Raw genomic sequence first — 19,948 nt, forward strand, 5'->3', positions numbered from 1 at the left:
GGTGAAACAGTATGTCCATCTATTTAAATAATGCAGCAACATCATGGCCGAAACCTCAAGTGGTTCCACAGGCTATGTATGATTTTATGGTGAATTCAGGAGCCAATTTAGCCAGGGGTACAGCGGCGAAGCGAGATCTTGGCACTATGGATCTTGTGCTGGAATGTCGCGAAATCTTGGCAGAGTTTTTTCATGGATTTGAAGATGGAGATCCTCGTTATGTTACCTTTACTGCCAATGTAACTGAATCTCTTAATGTAGTGCTTAAAGGTTATCTCAAACCAGGAATGAGAGTGCTTACAAGCAGTATGGAGCACAACGCTTCTATGCGCCCTCTCAGACGTCTGGAACAACGGGGCGTAATTCTTTCTGTTCTTCCTTGCACCCAAGAGGGAGATCTTCCTCTTCACGTTTTAACAGAGGCTTTAGAAAGTCCTTGTGATTTGGTTATGATCAATCATGCAAGTAACGTATGCGGCACAATTCAAGATCTTGAGGGGATAGCAAAACTATGTAAAAGTCATAACGTTCCTCTTGTTGTGGATGCAGCTCAGACAGCAGGTATTATCCCTATAGATGTAGCAGGTCTTGATATTGCTTCTCTTTGTTTTACAGGGCATAAAGGCCTTATGGGCCCCCAAGGTATTGGCGGCATTATATGGCGTCCCGACTTTGCAGAACAAGTTGATTGTTTTATTGAAGGGGGGACAGGGAGCTTTTCTCACCTTGAGTATCAGCCAGATCTTCTTCCTGATAAGTTTGAGGCTGGAACCCCTAATTTGCCTGGCATTGCTGGCCTTCGGGCAGCAATGAAATGGCTTATAGCGGAGGGAATTCATAATATTCGCGCCAAAGAAAAAGCTCTTGGATCCCGTTTCCTGAAGGGAATACAGCAAATTCCTGGAGTTCTTCTGGCGGGGAAAAAAACGATGGATAGGCGGCTCCCAGTCTTTCCTCTTAATTTTCGAGGTCTGGACCATGCTCTTGTGGCAGCCGATTTAGTAGAAAAAGCAGGCATCGAAACGAGGCCAGGCCTGCATTGCGCACCGACAGCCCACAAGACTCTTGGTACGGACAGCATGGGAGGAGCGCTGCGCATATCCATGGGCTACTTCAATACGGAGAAAGATATAGATTGTTGTCTTCAGGCCCTTCAAGCTCTTTTAACAGCACCTATGAAGCTCTAAAGGGTTAAGCGAAAAAATCCTGCTCCATGGTCCTGTTTACTGGGGCAGGGTTTTCTTCTTTCCCTTCCTCGAAAATAACGGTTTGTTTTCCCCCCCTCCTCTTAGCCCTATAGAGAGCCTTATCCCCGTCTTGGAAGAGGGTATTTATAGAATGATATTGAAAAGAGTGGGCAACAATACCTATGCTGCACGATAGGTGAATCGTTGTTTTCCCTGCTTTAAAAGGTGGTTCCATACTATTTTTTACCGCGTTACCGAAAGCAATGCCTTCCTCCCAGCTTCTTCCAGGAAGAAGTAAGGCAAATTCATCACCTCCCAATCGGGCTAGAATGTCTTGGCTTCGTAGAAGTTTTGAAACTCTTTTTCCCACTTCCCGCAGAACCCTGTCACCATTTAAGTGCCCAAAAGTGTCGTTAACTGATTTAAAGTTATCTACATCCAACATAACGAAAAGAAAAGGGATTTTTTCCCCTCGTTTATTGCCTTCAATCATGCGATAAAGTTTTTCCATAAAACTGGCCCGATTGGGAAGCCCTGTTAAGGAATCTCGGTACGCCATATGGTACAGCTTGTTCTGTAGATTTTTTCTCTTCGAAATATCTCTTGCAATGGCGAGGATTAAGTGGTTATTGCCAAGTGTAAGTTTTTGAACATACATCTCTACTGGCAGTTTCCCTCCATTTCTTTTCGTTAAAATTGTCTCTCTCGGAGCGAGGAGAGGGAAATGAGCTATTCTCATGAATGAGGATAGAGGTTGATTTACGAGCATATTGCTTTCATAGCCAAGGGTATGATGAGCCAGTTCATTAGCGAGAACGATATTCCCTTCATAGTTGCAAAGAAAAAATAGGTCAGGAGCTTTATCTATAAGTTTATGAATGTTTTCGAGCATCGAGTTGATGTTTTGAGAGAAAAAACCAATCTCGTCTTCCCCTTGATCATCCAATCGAAGGTGGAGGTCAGCAGTTTCAGATATGTTCTGGATCTGTTTTGCCATAGATTGCAACCGAAATAAAATTGTAGTGTGAAAAAGTAACAGGAGAAGCATAGCGATAGCTCCTTGCGCTATAGTGAACCAGAGAAGAATAATGCGTACGGTCATTTTCCCAGATTGAAAGAGAAGTCTAGGTTTTGAGGCCGTTAAACAGAAAAGAGGGGCTCCCGTAATGTCAGGAATTAATATTTTACCCTCAACACGGGCGTTTGTTTTTCCTAAAAGCACTGTTTCCCAATTTCTATGAGAAGAAGACATCTTTTTATCAATAGGTTCGATGCGGAGGAAAAGACCAAGCAGCGATCCGATGTTTTGAAGCTGTTCTTCTCCAAAAAATTCACCTATAACAAGTGTCCCCATGGGGGGACCGGAATAATCACTTTTAAGCACGGGTGCTACGGCTAAGATCATGTGTTCTTCTATACTGAGGAACCCTGTTGCTTTCCACTCTTTTCCTACGTCAAGAGTAGAAAGCATATGTTGAATCTCTTGAACGTGGTCATCGCGAAGAGGTGTTTCCTGAACTTTTTTTAGGTCAAAAAGAGTACCATAAGCAAGCTTTCCCTCTCTATCGAATAACAAAAAAATGTTGAGGTGGAGGTTTTCGAAAGTTTCATTCATAAGATTATTTTTTATAAAAGAAGTGTTATTTCCCTGAAGAAAATTATACGTAGCATCCCACGGAGCCCAGTCTCCTGCAATACTTTCTAGTCTCGTGCGAAGAGCATTAAGGGACTGTAAGATTTTTTTGTTATCTTCTTCAAATGAAGCTTCTTCCAATCCAATAAATTTCTGTAATACCACATGGTCAGCTATAAAGAAGGCGACGAGAGTGCTGGCGATGAAAGCCAACAATATTATTAAGCAGGTTTTGACGCGTATGGACATAAGGGGCACCTACTCTTTCTCTTGGCAAGCAAGATGGCTCCAACATTTTCGCAAGTCAAAGAACGATATCGTTTAAAAGTTTAATCTCGAAATTGATAGCTGTCAAAGAGGCCTTGACAAGATAAAGAATTTAAGTACTATAATTCTTGAATTGATTATTGGGGGTTATTTTATGAATACTATTATTGCCATTTCAGAAGCTGCTTCTTTGGCTTTCCACGGTATGGGGCTTTTGGCGATTTCAGGGGAACGTATGAGTGCAAGAGAAATAGCGGAAAGAATAGGCGTTTCAGAAACACATCTTGCCAAGGTTTTTCAACGTCTTGTCAGAGCAGGGCTTGTTGTGTCATCTCGTGGTCCGGGAGGTGGATTCCAACTTGCTCGTTCAGCTGATAGTATTTCGCTTTTTCAGATTTATGTGGAGATCGAAGGGGAACCTTCTGGAGAATACTGCCTTTTAAAAGCGGAGGAATGTCCTTTTGCTTCCTGCCTTTTTGGAGGGGAGTTACAAAAGATGACACGAGCGTTCATAGAGTATTTGAAAGAAAAAAATTTAGCTGATTTTATGAGAAGTGGAAGAAGAGAGGAGAGAGGGTATGAAACGGAAAATTATCAAAATTGATGAAGAAAAGTGTAATGGGTGTGGAATATGTGCCCATGCTTGTCACGAAGGAGCCATTCAAATAGTGAATGGAAAGGCCCGTTTGGTAAGTGAATCGTATTGCGATGGTCTTGGAGACTGTATTGGAGAGTGTCCACAAGGAGCCATTACTTTTGAAGAAAGGGAAGCGGCTCCTTATGATGAGGAAGCGGTGAAACTTCATTTGGCATCTAGAGTAAAAGATAATACGTCTCTTCTTTCTTGTGGCTGCCCAGGATCTATGGCAAGAGATTTGAGAAACGTTTCTTCTTCAAGTAAAATAAGAAACACAATAGAAAAAGAACCCATATCGTCTCGCCTCGGAAACTGGCCAGTTCAAATTCGTCTTATACCTGCTCATGCTTCATATCTTCAAAATGCGAATCTTGTAGTAGCAGCAGATTGTACAGCCTATGCCTTTGCTGACTTCCACAGACATTTTCTTGAAAAAGAGGACACGGTGTGTCTTATAGGATGCCCTAAGCTCGATGATGCTCAAGAGTATGCCGAGAAAATGAGCCAAATTATTACTGAGAATACCCCCCCTACCATTACGGTTGTACATATGGAAGTTCCGTGTTGCAGTGGCCTGATTCATCTTATGGGAAACGCTATTGAGAAAGCAAAAGTAAATCTTACTTTGAACGTAGTAAAGATAGGCATACGCGGAGATATTTTAAATCGCGAGTCTATAAAATATATATTTTCTTAATAGAGTCGATGAGAGAAGAAAAGGAGGGGAACGAAGAAATGTACTGTTATCAATGTGAACAGACTGCGAAAGGGACGGGTTGTACTGCTTTTGGAGTATGTGGCAAATCGCCGGAAGTTGCCGATCTTCAGGATTTGTTGATCCATATTACAAAGGGAATTTCAATGTATGCTCACAGATCGAGGCTTCTCGGCTCTAGTGACCATGAATTGGACGTTTTTGTTGTAGAAGCTCTTTTTACAACAATTACGAATGTAAACTTCGATGAAGAACGGATGGAGAGCATGCTTCGTCGGGCTGCGGCAATGAAAGACAGAGCCCGTCATCTCTATGAGGTTGCCTGTTCTACTGCGGGGAAGATCCCAGAAATACTTGTTGGGCCAGCACGTTATGTACTGCCTCAAAACAGAGACGATATGATCAGAGATGGCGCTACTGTTACCCCTGAAGCGTGGAGCGCAAAATATGGGGAGGTTATACAGGGCCTTCGGGACTTAATATTATTCGGTCTGAAGGGAAGTGCAGCCTATACTGATCATGCTCATGTTCTTGGAATGGAAGATCCGGCAATTTACGGTTTTTTCCATGAATTTTTGAGCTATCTCAGTGGTGAAACTTTTACCGTAGATGAATTGGTAGGGAAAGCTCTTGAGGCAGGGAAATGGAATATTTCCGTTATGGAACTTCTCGACAAGGCAAATACGTCTACCTACGGCCATCCAGAGCCTACCGCTGTTCGAGTAACCCCGCTTAAAGGCAAATCTATAGTAGTATCAGGTCATGATTTGCGAGACTTAGACCTTCTTCTTCAGCAGACGGAAGGGAAGGATATCAATATCTATACGCACGGCGAAATGTTACCATGTCTTGCCTATCCAAAGCTGAAAAAATATAAACACCTCGTGGGGAATTATGGTGGGGCCTGGCAAGATCAACGGGAAGAATTTGATCGTTTCCCCGGTGCTATTCTTATGACCACAAATTGTATACAGAAGCCCAAGGACTCGTACAAAAATAGGATTTTTACTACAGGGCTTGTTGCTTGGCCTGGGGTAAAACATATTGGTCCTGAAAAAGATTTTACCCCTGTCATTGAAGCAGCCCTTGATGCCCCTGGATTTCTTGAGGATTCACCAGAACATCGAATTTCCATAGGATTTGCTAGAAATACAGTTCTTTCTGTTGCTAATAAAGTTATAGACCTTGTGAAAGCAGGTAAAATACGCCATTTCTTCCTTATTGGTGGATGCGATGGGGCGAAGCCTGGACGGAGTTACTATACTGATTTTGCTACGATGACACCTAAAGATACGATAATTCTAACTCTTGCTTGTGGCAAATATCGTTTCAACAAGCTGGATTTCGGTGAAATCGAAGGGATCCCTCGTCTTCTCGATATGGGGCAATGCAACGATGCCTATTCGGCAGTACGAGTGGCGATGGCTCTCGCTGATGCCTTTAAGACAGACGTAAATAGCCTTCCCCTTTCCATGATACTTTCGTGGTATGAACAGAAAGCTGTTTGTATTCTCCTTTCCCTGCTCTATCTCGGTATTCGAGATATGCGACTTGGTCCAAGTCTACCAGCTTTTGTGAAAAAGCCTGCCTTCGATATCCTTCATGAAAAGTTGAATCTCATGCCCATTACGACGCCGGAAGAAGATTTAAAAGCCATTCTGGGGTAACGAATACTTTTAGAATTACCGAGCGTAAACATTTTTACAAGAAAGCCAGGAGAAATAAGGACTCCTGGCTTTTATTCTAAAAAGAAAGAATTGTGAATTTTTTTCGTCCTTCCTGGGAAAAGTGATTGCCAGAAGTGTGCTTTTAGGTATACACTAAATTAAAATATTACGATTATACCAGGAGGTGGCTCTTAATGCATAATGGCGTCGTAAAACTCGACGGTTGCTCTCTTACTATTGAAGATGTCGTACGAGTTGCAAGGTATAATGCCAAAGTGGAATTAGACGAAGGGGCTCTTGAGGCGGTTGAAAAAGCTTCTGCTCTTGTTGCTGAATGGGCTTCAGGAAACGACGTTATCTATGGGATCAATACCGGTTTTGGCGACTTGGCCACTGTTCCTATTTCGAGAAAAGATCGTCGTCAACTTCAAGAAAACCTTCTGAAAAGTCACGCTTGTGGCATAGGAGAACCCTTTGACGAAGAGACAGTTCGGGCCATTATGCTTCTTCGGATTAACACGTTGATTCGTGGGCACTCTGGCATTCGAGTGAGCACTTTACAACGCCTTACTGATTATCTAAATAGTGGAATTCATCCTGTTATACCTTCTCAAGGATCTGTTGGATCCAGCGGTGATTTGTGCCCTCTTTCACATCTCGCTATAACCCTCTTAGGCTTGGGGGAAGTTTTTCATCAGGGGCGCCGTCAGCCTGTTCGACGAGTTCTTCGTAAACTTGGCATGACACCTCTCTCCCTAGAAGCGAAGGAAGGACTTGCTCTTAATAATGGAACAACTGTCATGACAGCTATTGCTGCTCTTGCTGTATATGATGGGTACAATACGGCTAAAATAGCGGATATTGCGGCATGTGTCTCTCTTGAGGCCCTTCATGGCGTTCCTTATGCTTTTGATGAAAGGACCCACGCTCTTCGTCCATACCATGGTCAGCTGACTGTCGCTTCAAATGTACGCCGAATAGTTTCAGGAAGCCAAATTATAGAGAAATTTAAGAAGAACAGGGTCCAAGATGCCTACTCTCTCAGATGTGTTCCTCAAGTTCATGGAGCAAGTAGAGATGCTCTCGACTATGTTCGAGATAAGGTTGCTGTAGAAATCAACGCTGTAACAGATAACCCTCTTATATTTGTAGACGACAGAGAAGCAATTAGTGGGGGGAACTTTCATGGGCAACCAATAGCATTAGCTATGGATTTCTTCGGCATCGCCATGGCCGAATTGGCTAATATTTCAGAACGTCGAGTTGCCCGTCTTGTAGATGGGTCTCTTTCAGGGCTACCTCCCTTCCTTATCAATGAAAGTGGCCTTAACAGTGGTTTTATGATTCCCCAATACGCAGCAGCATCTGTAGTCTCTGAAAACAAGGTCCTTGCGCATCCTTCCTCTGTGGATTCCATACCTACCTCTGCCAATCAGGAGGACCATGTTTCTATGGGAACGTATGGGGCAAGAAAAGGTCGAATGATCTTGAATAATACCCGCAAGGTCTTAGCTATAGAACTTCTTACTGCTGCTCAAGCTTTGGACTTCAGCATTTTGTTGGAACCGGGGAAAGGAACGAGAGCCGCTTATGATTCTATTCGGAGCGCAGTCCCCTTCTTGAAGCATGACGACTATATTCACCCCCTTATTCGGAGAGTTATCGAGCTTATGGATCGCAGCGAAGTGCTTCATGCAGTTGAAGAAGCTGTGGGGGTATTGGACTGACGTTTCGGAGAAAATTATGGTGTAAGATGGTAAAAGGAGGTGAAGAAGTATGAGGCTTCAACATATGACGGTAGCAAGTTTTGTGGATCAGCTCTCTGCTGGTACCCCATCACCGGGAGGAGGCAGTGTTGCTGCTCTGTGTGGTGCTCTGGCATCAGCGCTGGGAGGTTTGGTGGCCCGCCTTACTCGCTCGAAAGAGGGGTATAACCATGTGTGGCCTGATATGGAACATATTCGAGACAAAACAACGGTCTTTGCCGAACGATTCCTTTACCTTATGGAAGAGGACGTTCAAGCCTATGCTTCTTTTCTCGAGACAGGCCATCTTCCCACAGAAACTCCGGAAGAGGAGGATATTCGAGATCATTTTCGAGAGCAGACCATGAAAAAAGCGGTAGTGGTGCCTCTGGAGGTCTTGCGATGTTGTCGTGAAGTTGTCCCTTTGCTACGAGATGTGGCAGCTTTGGGATGTAGAGTTGCGGTGAACGACGCCATAACAGGCCTTGCTTTAATTAGAGGGACTGTGGTGTCATCGTGTCTTACGGCCATAACAAATCTTGCTTTACTTTCGGATGAAGAGTTTTGCGCATCTGTTCGAAATGAAGCCTTGTCTCTTATGTATGATCTCAACATGGAAATAGACAGAACTCTGGAGAATTACCTTAAAGCTCTTGTCGGGCACTCTCAAGAGACGTTACCATAGCGCTTGGAATGGACAGACTATTCTGAAAAGTCTCGTGATCCTTGCGTTCTGTGAAAAAAAACGCATAATAGGAGCAAATTAATTTAGGGGGCTGTGGAATGATAAATAATGCCCGCATGCTTCGTACTTTTTTGGAGCTTGTGCAAATAAAAGCAGAATCAGGTAGGGAAGAAGCTGTTGCTCAACATTTGTCTCCCCGTCTTCATAGGCTTGGGCTTTCGGTAAAAAAGAACGGAGAAGACAGTAGTGGTAATGTTATTGCGACTCTTTCTCCTACCCCTGGACGGAGTGGGTGGATTGCTATAGCTGCTCATATGGACACGGTCCCTTTAGAGAACCCTGTAAAACCTGTATTGCGAGACGGGGCGATTTATTCTTCCGGGAATACTATTCTTGGAGCTGATGATCGAGTGGGGATTGCTTCCATTCTCGAGGCCCTCGAAACGGTTATAGAAAAGAGATTGCCCCACCCTGGTATCGAAGTGATTTTTACCGTGTCAGAGGAAGAAGGGCTTGTCGGGGCCAAGCGTCTAACAAGCGAAGATTTACAAGCTTCTATGGCTTTTATTGTAGATAGCTCTTCCGATCCAGGCCATATCGTAGTACAGGCGCCTTCTCATGTGAACCTCTCGTGGATTGTTGCCGGAAAAGCGGCTCATGCAGGAATTGCCCCTGAAAAAGGTGTGAATGCTATTGTAGCAGCAGCTGAAGGGATTGCTGCCATGAATATTGGCAGAATAGATCATGAGACAACCTCGAATGTGGGTATTATTCGTGGGGGTACAGCCACAAATATTGTTTGCGATAGCGTTTATGTAGAAGGAGAAGCCCGTTCTTTCTGTGAAAAAAAGCTGGAAGACCTTGTAAAGAGCATGGTAGATGCTATGGAGGCAAGGGTAGCAAAACGTGGGGCTTCCGTCCAGACGAAAGTTCAAAAATCCTATACAGGTTTTTCTCTAAAAGAGACCTCCCCAGTGGTACAGTGGGCGACCTCTGCCGTTAGGAGAAGTGGGTTGCTTCCAGTGCTTATCTCCACTGGAGGGGGAAGCGACGCTAATATCTTTAACGAAAAGGGTTTGCCGGCAGTGAACCTCGGAACTGGAGCTCAGAATGTCCACACCACAAAAGAATATATTTCCGAGCGAGATCTTTATACAATCGGGGATATTATTGTAGCTATTATGACAGGTGCATAGCGAGTTCTCTTAGTTGCAATAGGAGCATCACCGTAGCAGGAATATGTAGCAGATCGAGAGGGCGTGGCTATTTTTTCTTATTAAAATATCCGCCCCATATGCTTCGAATATCGACCATAAAGACAAAGCCTCCGGCCTGACTCCCTATTTGCATTACCTTTTGACGATCATTCCTGTCGCAGATGACCTTAAGAATCAGCCGGGGGCCGTCTTTCCCTTCTCCTTCAACAATAGTGGTTCCAAAGCCTTCATCTCTAAGCCTTTCCGCAAGATGACGACTTTCTTCGGTATCGTTTAGAATAATTTCTACGATAGTATGTCCTTTTAAAAGCTTTTCTTCCAATAAAGAGCCTAGGAAATTTCCCGTAGAGAAACCAAGAGCATAGGCGATAAAGCTTAAAGGACTGTTTAAACCCGCGTCGAGAACATATTTTAAACTCATGAGGTAGAGAGATATTTCGACGAAACCAATGGCCGATGCCTTGAAGCGCTGGCCTTTGACAAGAAGAAGCATACGCATTGTAGCCAGAGAAACATCAGTACATCGGGCAAAAAATATTAATATAGTGGCAAGATTGAGTTCAAGGGACATATTTCTCCCTCCTCCGTTTGCCTATGACGAAATGTTCACTCCAGTCGGTGAATAGAAAAGCTCCCCATTCTCCTTCTCAGTTGTTGCGTTTTATGGCAAGCTCCGTGCGAGACATATATACTGGATGAGCTACACAGAGAGTTTCTACCTCTTCTCTGAATTCCTGGATCTTTTGGGGCTGGGAGTTTTCTAGAATTTTTATTATGAGCTGTGCCACAGCTTCTGTTTCTTCTTCCCGGAACCCGCGGCTCGTTACTCCGGCCAATCCAATTCGAATGCCACTTGTTACGGTGGCTTTTTCTGGGTCGAAGGGAATGAGGTTCATGTTTACTGTAATGCCAGCTTTTTCCAGTTTCTTTTCAGCCTCCCGACCTGTTATACGTTTATTGCGCAGATCCACAAGCATGAGATGATTGTTCGTTCCCCCTGAGACGATGGTATAACCGTGAAGCTGAAGTATTTCGGCCATCTTTTGGGCATTTTTTAAAATTTGGCGGGAATATAATTTGAACTCCTCTGTCATGGCGAGCTTAAAAGTAAGAGCTTTTGCCGCCATTATTTGAGGAATGGGGCCACCCTGGATCCCAGGGAAGATAGCTTTATCGATACGGTCAGCATATTCCTTTCGGCAAAGGATGTTTCCTCCCCGTGCTCCTCGAAGAGTTTTAGTAGTGGTAAAAGTTACAAAATCAGCGTGTGGAACAGGGCTAGGATGGACGCCTGCAGCAACCAGCCCTGCAATGTGGGCCATGTCCACCATAAAATAAGCGCCAACTTCGTGAGCTATACGAGCGAACCGTTCAAAATCGATATATCTCGAGTAGGCGCTGCCGCCGGCAATAATGAGCTTAGGATGAAGGGTGTGGGCCATTTCTTCCACGTGCTCATAATCTATAAGGCCAGTTTCTTTTTTTACTCCATAAGAATGAGCTTTAAAAAATTTCCCCGAAATATTGACGGGTGTTCCATGAGAAAGGTGTCCTCCATGGCGGAGGTCCATCCCAAGGATAGCGTCTCCAGGCTCTAAAATAGCCATAAAAACCGCGAGGTTAGCATTAACGCCAGAATGGGGCTGAACATTGGCATGATCAGCGCCAAAAAGTTTTTTAGCCCTTTCGATGGCAAGATTTTCGACAATGTCAATAAACTCGCAACCACCATGGTATCGCCTCCCAGGGTATCCTTCAGCGTATTTGTTCGTGAGGAGAGATCCCTGGGCTTCAAGAATAACTTCTGGAACAAAGTTTTCTGATGCGATGAGTTCAATGGTCAAATTTTGGCGCTGTTTTTCCCCTTCAATAGCAGCTCCCAACTCAGGGTCAATAAAGTGGATCAGGTTCATTTATATACCTCCCTCTTTAGTGAGTAAAAAAGTGGCGCCGTGAAAAACAGCTTGAAGAGTGAGACCATATAAAGAAGGGTGGAAGGAAGGAAAAAAGAACAAAAGAACAAAAGAACAAAAGAACAAAAGAACAACAAAATAAATCTCACCCCTTTAATTGCCCTTATTCTACGCCAAAAGGACGAAAATTTGCAATTGTATATGGCATAAACTCATTTCCTATCTGGTATTCCCCCAATTGCAGTAGCGGGTTCTCCATAAAGTTGAGATTTGTACTCAATATGGTATTCATTTTAAGAATTTTTCATGACAAAAACTTTACAGAGAAGGGTATTTAGACTATAAAAGATACTAGTTTGAGAACTATATCATTGTGAATGCAAAATAAAGAGAGGAGGAGAGTGATTTTCATGAAGAAATATGTACTGAACATTCCAGATATGGCTTGTGGACATTGTGTAAAAAGAATTACAAAAGCTCTTGAAGAAAAGGGTTTTAGAAACTTTGAGGTGATATTGGAAAATAAATCTGTCGTTATCGAGACCGATAACGTTGCTTTTGTTTTGGAAACTCTTGAAGAGGCAGGATACTCTGCTTCTGTGGCATAAAAGAGAAATAGAAAGTATAGAAAGGGAGCTTCGTTTTTATATGGTACATAATCGTTCTTTTTTTTATTGCGTTGCAGCTTTTGTTTTTCTATGGGGACCCGTTCTTTACAAATGGTATGGAGGACCTGGTCGAGATATAGTCCTTCTTGTATGGGCTCTGCTTTTAGCTTGTGTTTGTCTTTTGAAGGACCGTTATGTTTTTGCTGTTCCTGCAGCAAAGATTCTTGCGTGGTTTCATTCTGTTAATTCGGGGGAAACAGTGGATTTGCGAAATTCCGCGCCAGATTCTATTACGAAGAAATCTTCTTTGATGGGGCAGTTGGGACGTATGCTTACAGATTTCATAACGACATTCCGAAAGATTTTTTTAGAAATAATACAAAAATTACATTCTTTCACTTTTGTTTTTTTTCGGCTTGAAAGAAAGCTAGGTTCTTTTTCTCGTGCTTTTGAAGAGATGGCTCGAGAAGTAAACGAGGGAGTGCAAGCTGGGAATCAAGTTACAGATGCTATGCAGGCCCAATACGCTAGTTCAGAAGAGATTTCAACAACGGCTCAATCCCTTGCCCATCTAGCGGAGAATCTGAATGAGGTGGTAACCCGTGTTTCTGATCGGGCTGGCGATGGGCAAAAGAAGCTCGGCGATGCAGAAAGTTCTATTCGAGAGCTTGGCAAAGATGTCTTAGGAGTGGCTCAACGATCGGCCTCTCTCTCTGAAAAAGTGGCTTTAATCCAATCTGTGGTTCAAGTTTTGACAGGTATTTCAGATCAGACAAACCTTTTGGCCTTAAATGCTTCCATAGAAGCGGCTAGAGCTGGAGAGGCAGGACGAGGTTTTGCCGTAGTGGCTGAAGAAGTTCGTAAGCTGGCAGAGGAAAGTCGCAAGGCGGCTCGAGATATAGGGGATAATCTGGAAGAGCTAGTTTCCGAAGTTCAGGGAGCTTCTAACGACGCTTCTGCTATTGTAGAGCGAGTAGAACAAACTGTAGTTCATGTTTCTGATGCTCTACAAGGAGTGGGAGATATTTTGAGCGATATTACAAGTGTCACTGAATCCACTCATCAGGTAGCATCAAGCGCGCAGGAGCTTTCTGCTTCATCGCAAGAGTTGGCGACTTCTGCAGAGACTGTTACCAAACTCACTGGTTGCATGAAGAATGAATTTCAGCTTTTAGGGAGGAATGTAGATTCTTTCACGGAATCGGTGGCAGAACTCCTTGCTTTTACTCAGGAAGGCTCAAGTCAAGCCTATACCCTTTTAAAAAATATGGCTCGTGTCCAAGTAATAGAACGATGTGATTTTGCCGAAATTGCCGATGGGGCTATTCAAGCACACAAAGGATGGATCTCTCACCTTAAGGAGTATATAGACGGAGGGAAATGGGATGTGGAAACAGATCCTACTCGATGTCAATTTGGGATATTCCTTTCCTTTATGGAGAAACCAGAAGTTATTGATGAACACCAGTGGAACGATCTTATGAAATGCCATGAAGAGCTGCATCGTCTCGGTCACAGCGTTTTTGACGCTATGGAAGCAGGAAAAAGCCAAGATGCTAAGAATGTATGCGCTCAGGCGTTAAAGATAAGCCAGACATTGGTAAAAAGCTTGGAACATATGAGCGCTCTTTGTCGACAGGGAGAAGAGTGTCGAGACTATCGGATAGGTCTTGTTCCTGTTGGAAAATAAGAGGACGAGTGTAGATTGGTAGATATATAATAAAGTACCTTGGCAAGGGCCGATTTCTTTCTGAGACAGAGAGAGGTCGGCTCTTTTTACATACATATATAGGGTATTATGATATGATATTTATAAATCCTATCTTTTTGATAGTCTTTTTATAGAGAGAAAAAGGAGTGAAGGAAATAATGGGAAATGGGGAAAGCGCTAAAAAAGTTTCTTTTTCTGTAACAGGTATGACATGCGCAACCTGTGCCAGAATGGTTGAACGATCTCTAAAAAAAGTGGATGGTGTCATTTTTGCCGGAGTGAATCTTGCCACAGAGACGGCATTTGTTGTTCTTGAGAAGGACGTTCCCATGGAAATTTTAGAAGAAGCCGTTCGTAGCGCTGGATATAATGTCTCCTACGAAGCACCGGAAGATCTGGATCGTCGTCGTTACCAAATCGCGCGTAAAAATTTAACCCTCAGCTGGATTATTACTGCCCCTCTAATGGCCTTCATGTTTGCTCATATGGCAGGTTTTCATATGTCGTGGTTCCCATTTATAGAAATTCTGGGCGGTGCTATTGTCCTTTTTGGGGCGGGGCGCTCTTCTATGAAAGGGGCTTGGATTGCTCTTACACATTTCCATGCGAATATGGATGTTCTTGTTTCTTTAGGTGCTCTCGCAGCATGGGCTACTTCTTTTCTCTCTTTGAGCGGTGTGCATGTAACCTCTTTTGGGTCTATTGGAGCAATGATTATTGCTTTACATGTAACTGGCCGTTTTATTGAGTCTCACTTAAGAGACCGGGCTTCCAAGGAGATAAAGGCCTTATTGGAAATTCAAGCTCGAGAAGCACGAGTTCTTGACGAAAACGGCAAGGAAATAGCTATTCCTATTGAAGCAGTAAAAGAAGGCTTTACCCTCGTTGTTCGCCCAGGAGAAAGAATTCCTGCAGATGGGCGTATTACAGATGGAATCACATCAGTAGATGAATCTATGATTACTGGGGAATCCTTACCTGTGCAGAAAAAACAAGGTGACGGAGTAACGGGAGGTTCTCTGAACCTTACAGGTCCCTTAAAAGTTCAGGCGACACACGTTGGAGAGGATAGCTTTCTTTCACAGATGATCTCTCTTATTCAGGAAGCCCAAGGGGCGAAAATTCCCATACAGGCCTTTGCCGATCGTGTAACGAATTATTTTGTTCCTGCCGTAGCAACTCTTGCCCTTATAAGTGCTTTTTTCTGGTATTTTGGAGTGGATCGGTTCGGCTTTTTTCTTGATACCGCTGCTCGCTACCTCCCATGGGTTACAACTGTCAGAGATCCCCTCTCTCTTGCCATTTTTGGTTTCATATCCACCATTGTCATTGCTTGTCCCTGCGCCTTGGGGCTTGCCACTCCTATGGCTCTTATTACGGGGACTGGCGCGGCTTCAAGGAAGGGACTTATTATTCGAAATGCCGAAGCTATCCAAACGGCAAAAGAAGTTGGGATTGTGCTCATGGATAAAACAGGGACTCTCACCCAAGGGCATCCTTCTGTTGTAGATATCCAGGTCTCAGAAGAGGATTTAGAAGCTGTTGCGGCACTAGAACGACATTCTCTCCATCCCTTGGCAAAAGCTGTAGCAGCAGTGAAAAAAACAGATATAGACGCTGATTCCGTGGAAGAAATTATGGGAGAAGGAGTTAAAGGAACCATACGAGGAGAGGAATACTTTATTGGGAAACCTCAGGATCCTTCAAGGTACAATGAACAGCTTCTGTTGGGGCGTACAGTAGTAGAGGTTCAAAAGGGTGGCGTAGTTGTGGGGTTTCTTGCGATAGAAGATTCTCTTCGGGAGGATGGGGTTCGGGCAGTATCTCATCTGAAGGAGCTTGGCATTGTTCCTGTAATGGTGACAGGAGATAATGAAAGGACTGCGCAGGCGGTTGCCAAGCAAGTAGGAATTAATGAAGTTTATGCCGGAGTTCGGCCGGGAGAAAAATTGGATATATTGAGAAGATATCAAACTATGGGACGAAAAGTTCTTATGGTTGGAGATGGGATGAATGATGCGGCAGCATTAAAAGGCGCAGACATTGGTGTAGCTATTGGCTCTGGCACTGATCTTGCCATTGATAGCGCAGATATGGTAGTAGTGAAAGGTGGAGTTTCTGCTATTGTTGATGCCATTCATATCTCAAGGCAAACTTTTACGGTTATTCGTCAAAATCTTTTTTGGGCTTTTGCCTATAATATCATTGCTATTCCGTTAGCCATGGGGGCCCTGCTCCACCCTGCAATTGCTGAAACAGCCATGGCGTTTAGTTCCATCTCTGTTATTTTGAATTCCATGCGGATTCGTTCCTAAAAGATCCCGATACAAGAGTCAAAAGAACACATGGACAAAGCCCCCTTCTAAAAGGGCTCTGCCCACTTAAAAGTTAGAAGAGACCGCCTTTTTAGGCGGTCTCTGTATTTTCTACACTAGCAATGACCGTGACAGCCTGAACAGCCTCCACCGCATCCACTGCACCCGCCGTTACGGAGAGCGTCGATAGCAGGTACGAACACATCTAGAATGTCTTCCAGGTCGTTCACCCCTTCATCAGCATCGGTGAGACCAAAAGTTTCTTTTACTGCAGGAACTGTATCAGCACCATCTACTATAGCCTGCACTATGTCACGGAGCGTAATGTCCTTCGACTTAATGACCACAGTTTCTCCAGGAACCATACCCCAGTCCATCTTCTTTACCTCCTTATAGGAAACATGGTGGTATTGTAAAGGAAAAGAAGGGAAAAATAAATAGAATATTTTTTAGGCTCTCCTTTTCTGCCTGACTCCTTTATTTACATGAATGTGAAGAGTATTGAGGTCTCATTGTTTTTATCTTTTTTATCTCAAAAATATTATTAATAAGGAATAATTTTTTATGAAAAAAGAGAAAATGCTTTTAAAAAATAAATTGTATTGACTTTTTTGTCGAATAGAGTGTAAAGTAATAAATACAATAAAACTTCAGCAGGTGTACGGGAAGTCCGGTGAAAAGCCGGCGCGGACCCGCCACTGTGTGCTTGACGATGGGACCACATGCCACTGGAAAGAGTTCTTTTCTGGGAAGGGGGCCCAAAGAGTGAGAGCAAGCCAGGAGACCGGCCTGATGAAGAGATGCAAGTTCCCGCGAGGATTCGGGAAGGCTTGTGGAAAAGCCTCTCTTGAAATAAAGGGGCAATTTCGCTTTTAAGCTCTTAGCCTTTGATGGCCGTCCTCGGGGGACGGCCATTTTCTATTATAGGAGGATGAGAGTTATGAAGCGAGAGCACGTGGATTTGTTCCAGAACTCCGTAAATCCAAGTGGGTTTACTTTGCTTGAGCAGACGGTAAATGCGCTGGAAGCAAATGACGCGTCCCTTCCAGAAGAAGATACACGCAGCACCATCCTTTCTTCCATAGATCGATACATTTCCTATGTGAACGGATCTTTGAACAGGGACGGAAATATTGTAATTTCCGCAGATTTTCTTGAGAATACGCGCTTACTCATTAACACATTGCGGAAAGATATTGAGGCTATTTCTGTTCCTCACGAAGAAGACATCCAACTCAAGGGCAGAGAAAAGGCTCTCTTTGTTGAAGCTCACCTCAATCTTATCAATGCTGCTCGAGATTGGATGAGCGCTGTTGCTTCAGAGTCTTCAAGCGAGACAATAAAGATCTATCTTTTATATTGCCGAGCCTGCCTCCGTTCTTTGAGGCTTTTAGAACCTTTATGGTGTAGTAGTGAAAAGGAGGCCATCGCATAATGAATTGTCAGAACCATCCCCTTTCTCCTCTTTTTGCTCCACGTAGCATTGCTATTGTGGGTGCGTCTGCCAATCTTGATAGCCTTACTGGACGTACGGTTAAAGCGTTACAACATTTTGGATATGATGGGACTATCTACCCTGTTAACCCCAAGTACAATATAGTGGGAGGCCTCCCCTGCTATAAAGATTTAGCTCATATCCCTACTTCAGCTGATGTGGCTCTTATTAGTGTTAAGGCCCATCTTGTCCCATCTATTTTGCGAACATGCATTGAAAAAGATATTCATCATGTGATTATTTATTCTTCTGGTTTCGCTGAAGCTGGCGACGGATCGCTCCAAAAAGAAATGATGGATGTCGCTCGTAAAGGAAGTATCCGCATTCTTGGGCCTAACTGTCAAGGGCTTCTGAACCTCTCTGAAGGAATTCCCCTCACTTTTTCAGGAGCTCTTTACAATGCAGAACCCCCAGCGCCTGGACACGTGGCCTTTGTTTCTCAAAGCGGAGCTTTTGGTTTCTCTTCCTTTGGAGTGGGGCTTGATCATGGCGTTCGATATCGATACGTAGTGACGACAGGGAATCAAGCTGATATTGACGCTGTAGAGTGTGCCGGATATGTTATTACCGATCCGGAAGTTCGCCTTCTCATGATGTATCTCGAAGGCATTGAAAACGGGGAACGCTTTTTGGAACTGGTTCGAGAAGCGAGAGAACGAGATATTGCCATAGCCGTCTTAAAGGCGGGGCGTTCCCCCTCTGCTCAGGAAGCTGCACGAAGCCATACGGCCGCTCTTACGGGAGATGATGCTGTCTGGAACGCAATTTTTGCCCAATATGGCGTTATTCCTTTAAAAGACATGGACGATATTATTGGTATTGGACAGCTTTTTGGCGCTTCTCCCCGCACTGCTGGTGATAGGGCTGCTATTCTCACGACTTCCGGTGGTGCTGGTATTGTCATGGCTGATTGTCTTAGCGATTTAAAAATGAAGGTTCCAGAGTTTTCAAGTCAAGCTCGCCAAGAGATTGAGAAGGCGATTCCCTCATTTGGCGCTTCGAGAAACCCAGTGGACATGACCGTTCAAATTTCAGAAAAGCCGGAGAATTTCCGTCACGTTCTTAATGCGGCTCTTCATGATCCTAATATAGACATGGTGATCACCGCTCTCTCCATGATTGTTGGCGATGCGGGGGCCCTTATGGCAGATGAGTTGGTTAAGAGCTACCAGAATACCAATAAGCCTCAAGCAGCAGTATGGATGATTGATAACGATCATGGAGGAGCCTTTGTTGAGCGCCTTAAAACATCCGGTTTCCCTATATTTCAAAGTTTCAGACAGTGTGCACGGGCTTTGAAGGCTTTAAGAAATTGGGAGAATCGACTCCCCTTCCCTATCACGAAAGTAGCGTATCGAGATCCTATATTGCGCTCTTTCCCTCCTAAATTGACAGAGTACGATGCAAAGCGATTACTGGATAGATATCGTATTCCTATAACAAAGGAACGGCTTTGTCGCGATATGGAGGAGGCTTTTGATGCGGCAGAAGAATTTGGTTTTCCCGTGGCACTCAAAGGTATGTCTGCAGAAATTCTTCATAAAACGGAAGCTGATATTGTCACATTAGATATTCGCTCTTTTGATGAAATGCGCCATGCTTTGAAAAGGACGAGAGAAAATTTAAAAAAACATGTTTCAGATCACGAAATACAAGGGTTTCTCGTTCAGGAAATGGTAAAAGGCGGCATGGAGTGTATTGTGGGAGTAAAGCGGGATCCAGTTTTTGGCCCTATTGTAGCGGTAGGTTTAGGCGGTATTTATGTAGAGGTGCTCAGCGACGTATCTCTTCGTCATGCCCCGGTAGATGAAAAAGAAGCCCTCTGCATGATTAAGAAGTTGAAAGGCTACGGTTTCCTCTCAGGAGCGAGGGGACAGCGCCATAGAGATGTGGAGGCGTTGGCGAAAATTGTGAGTAAGGTCTCTCAGTTGGCATGCATAGAAGAAGATTTACTAGAGCTCGATATCAACCCTGTTTTCGTTATGCCTGAAGGAGAAGGGGCAATAGCTGCAGATGCTCTCGTAATTCGGCGAAATGGATATTGAAAAGAAGCAACTTTTTCCTCAAGGCACGTAGACGATATGGTGCAGCTTGTAAGACCATGTAGATGCCGTCATTACCCATTTGTTCAGCACCCCAAATGTTAGATTTCA

At 43.9% G+C, this 19,948-nt stretch carries 16 protein-coding genes and 1 riboswitch; of the genes, 12 read left to right on the plus strand and 4 right to left on the minus strand.

What is annotated here, in order from left to right; translation table 11 throughout:
- Positions 1 to 11: 11 nt before the first annotated feature.
- On the plus strand, positions 12 to 1,187 hold the full coding sequence (locus tag B3L97_RS01245) for an aminotransferase class V-fold PLP-dependent enzyme (protein WP_286933209.1): 1,176 nt from the start codon (positions 12 to 14) through the stop codon (positions 1,185 to 1,187).
- Positions 1,188 to 1,191: 4 nt separating this feature from the next.
- Here the strand turns inward: B3L97_RS01245 and B3L97_RS01250 are convergent, their stop codons facing one another.
- A complete protein-coding gene (locus tag B3L97_RS01250; RefSeq protein WP_286847731.1) occupies positions 1,192 to 3,069 on the minus strand; it encodes a sensor domain-containing diguanylate cyclase in 1,878 nt (625 codons plus the stop codon).
- A 172-nt stretch (positions 3,070 to 3,241) separates the two neighbouring features.
- Here B3L97_RS01250 and B3L97_RS01255 point away from each other — a divergent pair, with 172 nt between their 5' ends.
- From B3L97_RS01255 to B3L97_RS01280, 6 genes are all read left to right on the plus strand, one after another.
- Positions 3,242 to 3,691: an RrF2 family transcriptional regulator gene (locus tag B3L97_RS01255; RefSeq protein WP_286847730.1), complete on the plus strand. Its 450-nt coding sequence runs from the start codon at positions 3,242 to 3,244 to the stop codon at positions 3,689 to 3,691.
- On the plus strand, positions 3,666 to 4,421 hold the full coding sequence (locus tag B3L97_RS01260) for an ATP-binding protein (RefSeq protein ID WP_286847729.1): 756 nt from the start codon (positions 3,666 to 3,668) through the stop codon (positions 4,419 to 4,421). The genes B3L97_RS01255 and B3L97_RS01260 overlap by 26 nt, the downstream gene beginning before the upstream one ends.
- A gap of 38 nt (positions 4,422 to 4,459) precedes the next feature.
- Entirely contained in the window at positions 4,460 to 6,106 is a 1,647-nt protein-coding gene (gene hcp / locus B3L97_RS01265; protein ID WP_286847728.1) for a hydroxylamine reductase, read from the plus strand.
- Positions 6,107 to 6,300: 194 nt separating this feature from the next.
- Positions 6,301 to 7,833: a histidine ammonia-lyase gene (gene hutH, locus B3L97_RS01270; RefSeq protein WP_286847727.1), complete on the plus strand. Its 1,533-nt coding sequence runs from the start codon at positions 6,301 to 6,303 to the stop codon at positions 7,831 to 7,833.
- Positions 7,834 to 7,882: 49 nt separating this feature from the next.
- Entirely contained in the window at positions 7,883 to 8,536 is a 654-nt protein-coding gene (locus tag B3L97_RS01275) for a cyclodeaminase/cyclohydrolase family protein (protein WP_286847726.1), read from the plus strand.
- 98 nt (positions 8,537 to 8,634) lie between these two features.
- Positions 8,635 to 9,732, plus strand: coding sequence for a M20/M25/M40 family metallo-hydrolase (locus B3L97_RS01280; protein ID WP_286847725.1), 1,098 nt, complete (start codon positions 8,635 to 8,637; stop codon positions 9,730 to 9,732).
- A gap of 67 nt (positions 9,733 to 9,799) precedes the next feature.
- Here B3L97_RS01280 and B3L97_RS01285 read toward each other — a convergent pair whose 3' ends face one another.
- Together B3L97_RS01285 and glyA are read right to left on the minus strand one after the other, a co-directional pair.
- On the minus strand, positions 9,800 to 10,324 hold the full coding sequence (locus tag B3L97_RS01285) for a DUF2179 domain-containing protein (RefSeq protein WP_286847724.1): 525 nt from the start codon (positions 10,322 to 10,324) through the stop codon (positions 9,800 to 9,802).
- Between the two features lie 76 nt (positions 10,325 to 10,400).
- A complete protein-coding gene (gene glyA, locus B3L97_RS01290) occupies positions 10,401 to 11,666 on the minus strand; it encodes a serine hydroxymethyltransferase (RefSeq protein WP_286847723.1) in 1,266 nt (421 codons plus the stop codon).
- A gap of 410 nt (positions 11,667 to 12,076) precedes the next feature.
- Between glyA and B3L97_RS01295 the strand changes: the two genes are divergently transcribed.
- The 3 genes from B3L97_RS01295 (at position 12,077) to B3L97_RS01305 (ending at position 16,300) form a co-directional block, all read left to right on the plus strand.
- Positions 12,077 to 12,274 (plus strand): heavy-metal-associated domain-containing protein, encoded by a 198-nt coding sequence (locus tag B3L97_RS01295; RefSeq protein ID WP_286847722.1) that lies wholly within the window; start codon positions 12,077 to 12,079, stop codon positions 12,272 to 12,274.
- A 40-nt stretch (positions 12,275 to 12,314) separates the two neighbouring features.
- On the plus strand, positions 12,315 to 13,964 hold the full coding sequence (locus tag B3L97_RS01300; protein ID WP_286847721.1) for a methyl-accepting chemotaxis protein: 1,650 nt from the start codon (positions 12,315 to 12,317) through the stop codon (positions 13,962 to 13,964).
- A gap of 179 nt (positions 13,965 to 14,143) precedes the next feature.
- The gene (locus B3L97_RS01305; protein ID WP_286933212.1) at positions 14,144 to 16,300 is read left to right on the plus strand and encodes a heavy metal translocating P-type ATPase; all 2,157 of its coding nucleotides are present in this window, start codon (positions 14,144 to 14,146) and stop codon (positions 16,298 to 16,300) included.
- A gap of 116 nt (positions 16,301 to 16,416) precedes the next feature.
- Here B3L97_RS01305 and B3L97_RS01310 read toward each other — a convergent pair whose 3' ends face one another.
- Positions 16,417 to 16,677 (minus strand): hypothetical protein, encoded by a 261-nt coding sequence (locus B3L97_RS01310; protein WP_286847719.1) that lies wholly within the window; start codon positions 16,675 to 16,677, stop codon positions 16,417 to 16,419.
- Between the two features lie 261 nt (positions 16,678 to 16,938).
- Positions 16,939 to 17,107: riboswitch (cobalamin riboswitch) on the plus strand.
- A 133-nt stretch (positions 17,108 to 17,240) separates the two neighbouring features.
- Between B3L97_RS01310 and B3L97_RS01315 the strand changes: the two genes are divergently transcribed.
- Both B3L97_RS01315 and B3L97_RS01320 read left to right on the plus strand, forming a co-directional pair.
- Complete coding sequence (locus B3L97_RS01315) at positions 17,241 to 17,735, plus strand: hypothetical protein (RefSeq protein WP_286847718.1); 495 nt, start codon at positions 17,241 to 17,243, stop codon at positions 17,733 to 17,735.
- Positions 17,735 to 19,840: an acetate--CoA ligase family protein gene (locus B3L97_RS01320; RefSeq protein WP_286933215.1), complete on the plus strand. Its 2,106-nt coding sequence runs from the start codon at positions 17,735 to 17,737 to the stop codon at positions 19,838 to 19,840. The genes B3L97_RS01315 and B3L97_RS01320 overlap by 1 nt, the downstream gene beginning before the upstream one ends.
- Positions 19,841 to 19,948 lie beyond the last annotated feature (108 nt).

Origin of the sequence: Aminobacterium sp. UBA4834, from assembly GCF_002400205.1 — a bacterium.
In the GTDB taxonomy this organism is placed as follows: Bacteria; Synergistota; Synergistia; order Synergistales; family Aminobacteriaceae; genus Aminobacterium; species Aminobacterium mobile.

Bases quoted from the DNA above. Each gene is read 5' to 3' on its own strand.
- glyA (WP_286847723.1), bottom strand. From the start codon at position 11,666: ATGAACCTGATCCACTTTATTGACCCTGAGTTGGGAGCTGCTATTGAA.
- B3L97_RS01315 (WP_286847718.1), top strand. From the start codon at position 17,241: ATGAAGCGAGAGCACGTGGATTTGTTCCAGAACTCCGTAAATCCAAGT.
- hutH (WP_286847727.1), top strand. From the start codon at position 6,301: ATGCATAATGGCGTCGTAAAACTCGACGGTTGCTCTCTTACTATTGAA.
- B3L97_RS01245 (WP_286933209.1), top strand. From the start codon at position 12: ATGTCCATCTATTTAAATAATGCAGCAACATCATGGCCGAAACCTCAA.
- B3L97_RS01295 (WP_286847722.1), top strand. From the start codon at position 12,077: ATGAAGAAATATGTACTGAACATTCCAGATATGGCTTGTGGACATTGT.
- B3L97_RS01275 (WP_286847726.1), top strand. From the start codon at position 7,883: ATGAGGCTTCAACATATGACGGTAGCAAGTTTTGTGGATCAGCTCTCT.
- B3L97_RS01305 (WP_286933212.1), top strand. From the start codon at position 14,144: ATGGGAAATGGGGAAAGCGCTAAAAAAGTTTCTTTTTCTGTAACAGGT.
- B3L97_RS01300 (WP_286847721.1), top strand. From the start codon at position 12,315: ATGGTACATAATCGTTCTTTTTTTTATTGCGTTGCAGCTTTTGTTTTT.
- B3L97_RS01310 (WP_286847719.1), bottom strand. From the start codon at position 16,677: ATGGACTGGGGTATGGTTCCTGGAGAAACTGTGGTCATTAAGTCGAAG.
- B3L97_RS01280 (WP_286847725.1), top strand. From the start codon at position 8,635: ATGATAAATAATGCCCGCATGCTTCGTACTTTTTTGGAGCTTGTGCAA.
- B3L97_RS01255 (WP_286847730.1), top strand. From the start codon at position 3,242: ATGAATACTATTATTGCCATTTCAGAAGCTGCTTCTTTGGCTTTCCAC.
- B3L97_RS01250 (WP_286847731.1), bottom strand. From the start codon at position 3,069: ATGTCCATACGCGTCAAAACCTGCTTAATAATATTGTTGGCTTTCATC.
- hcp (WP_286847728.1), top strand. From the start codon at position 4,460: ATGTACTGTTATCAATGTGAACAGACTGCGAAAGGGACGGGTTGTACT.
- B3L97_RS01285 (WP_286847724.1), bottom strand. From the start codon at position 10,324: ATGTCCCTTGAACTCAATCTTGCCACTATATTAATATTTTTTGCCCGA.
- B3L97_RS01320 (WP_286933215.1), top strand. From the start codon at position 17,735: ATGAATTGTCAGAACCATCCCCTTTCTCCTCTTTTTGCTCCACGTAGC.
- B3L97_RS01260 (WP_286847729.1), top strand. From the start codon at position 3,666: ATGAAACGGAAAATTATCAAAATTGATGAAGAAAAGTGTAATGGGTGT.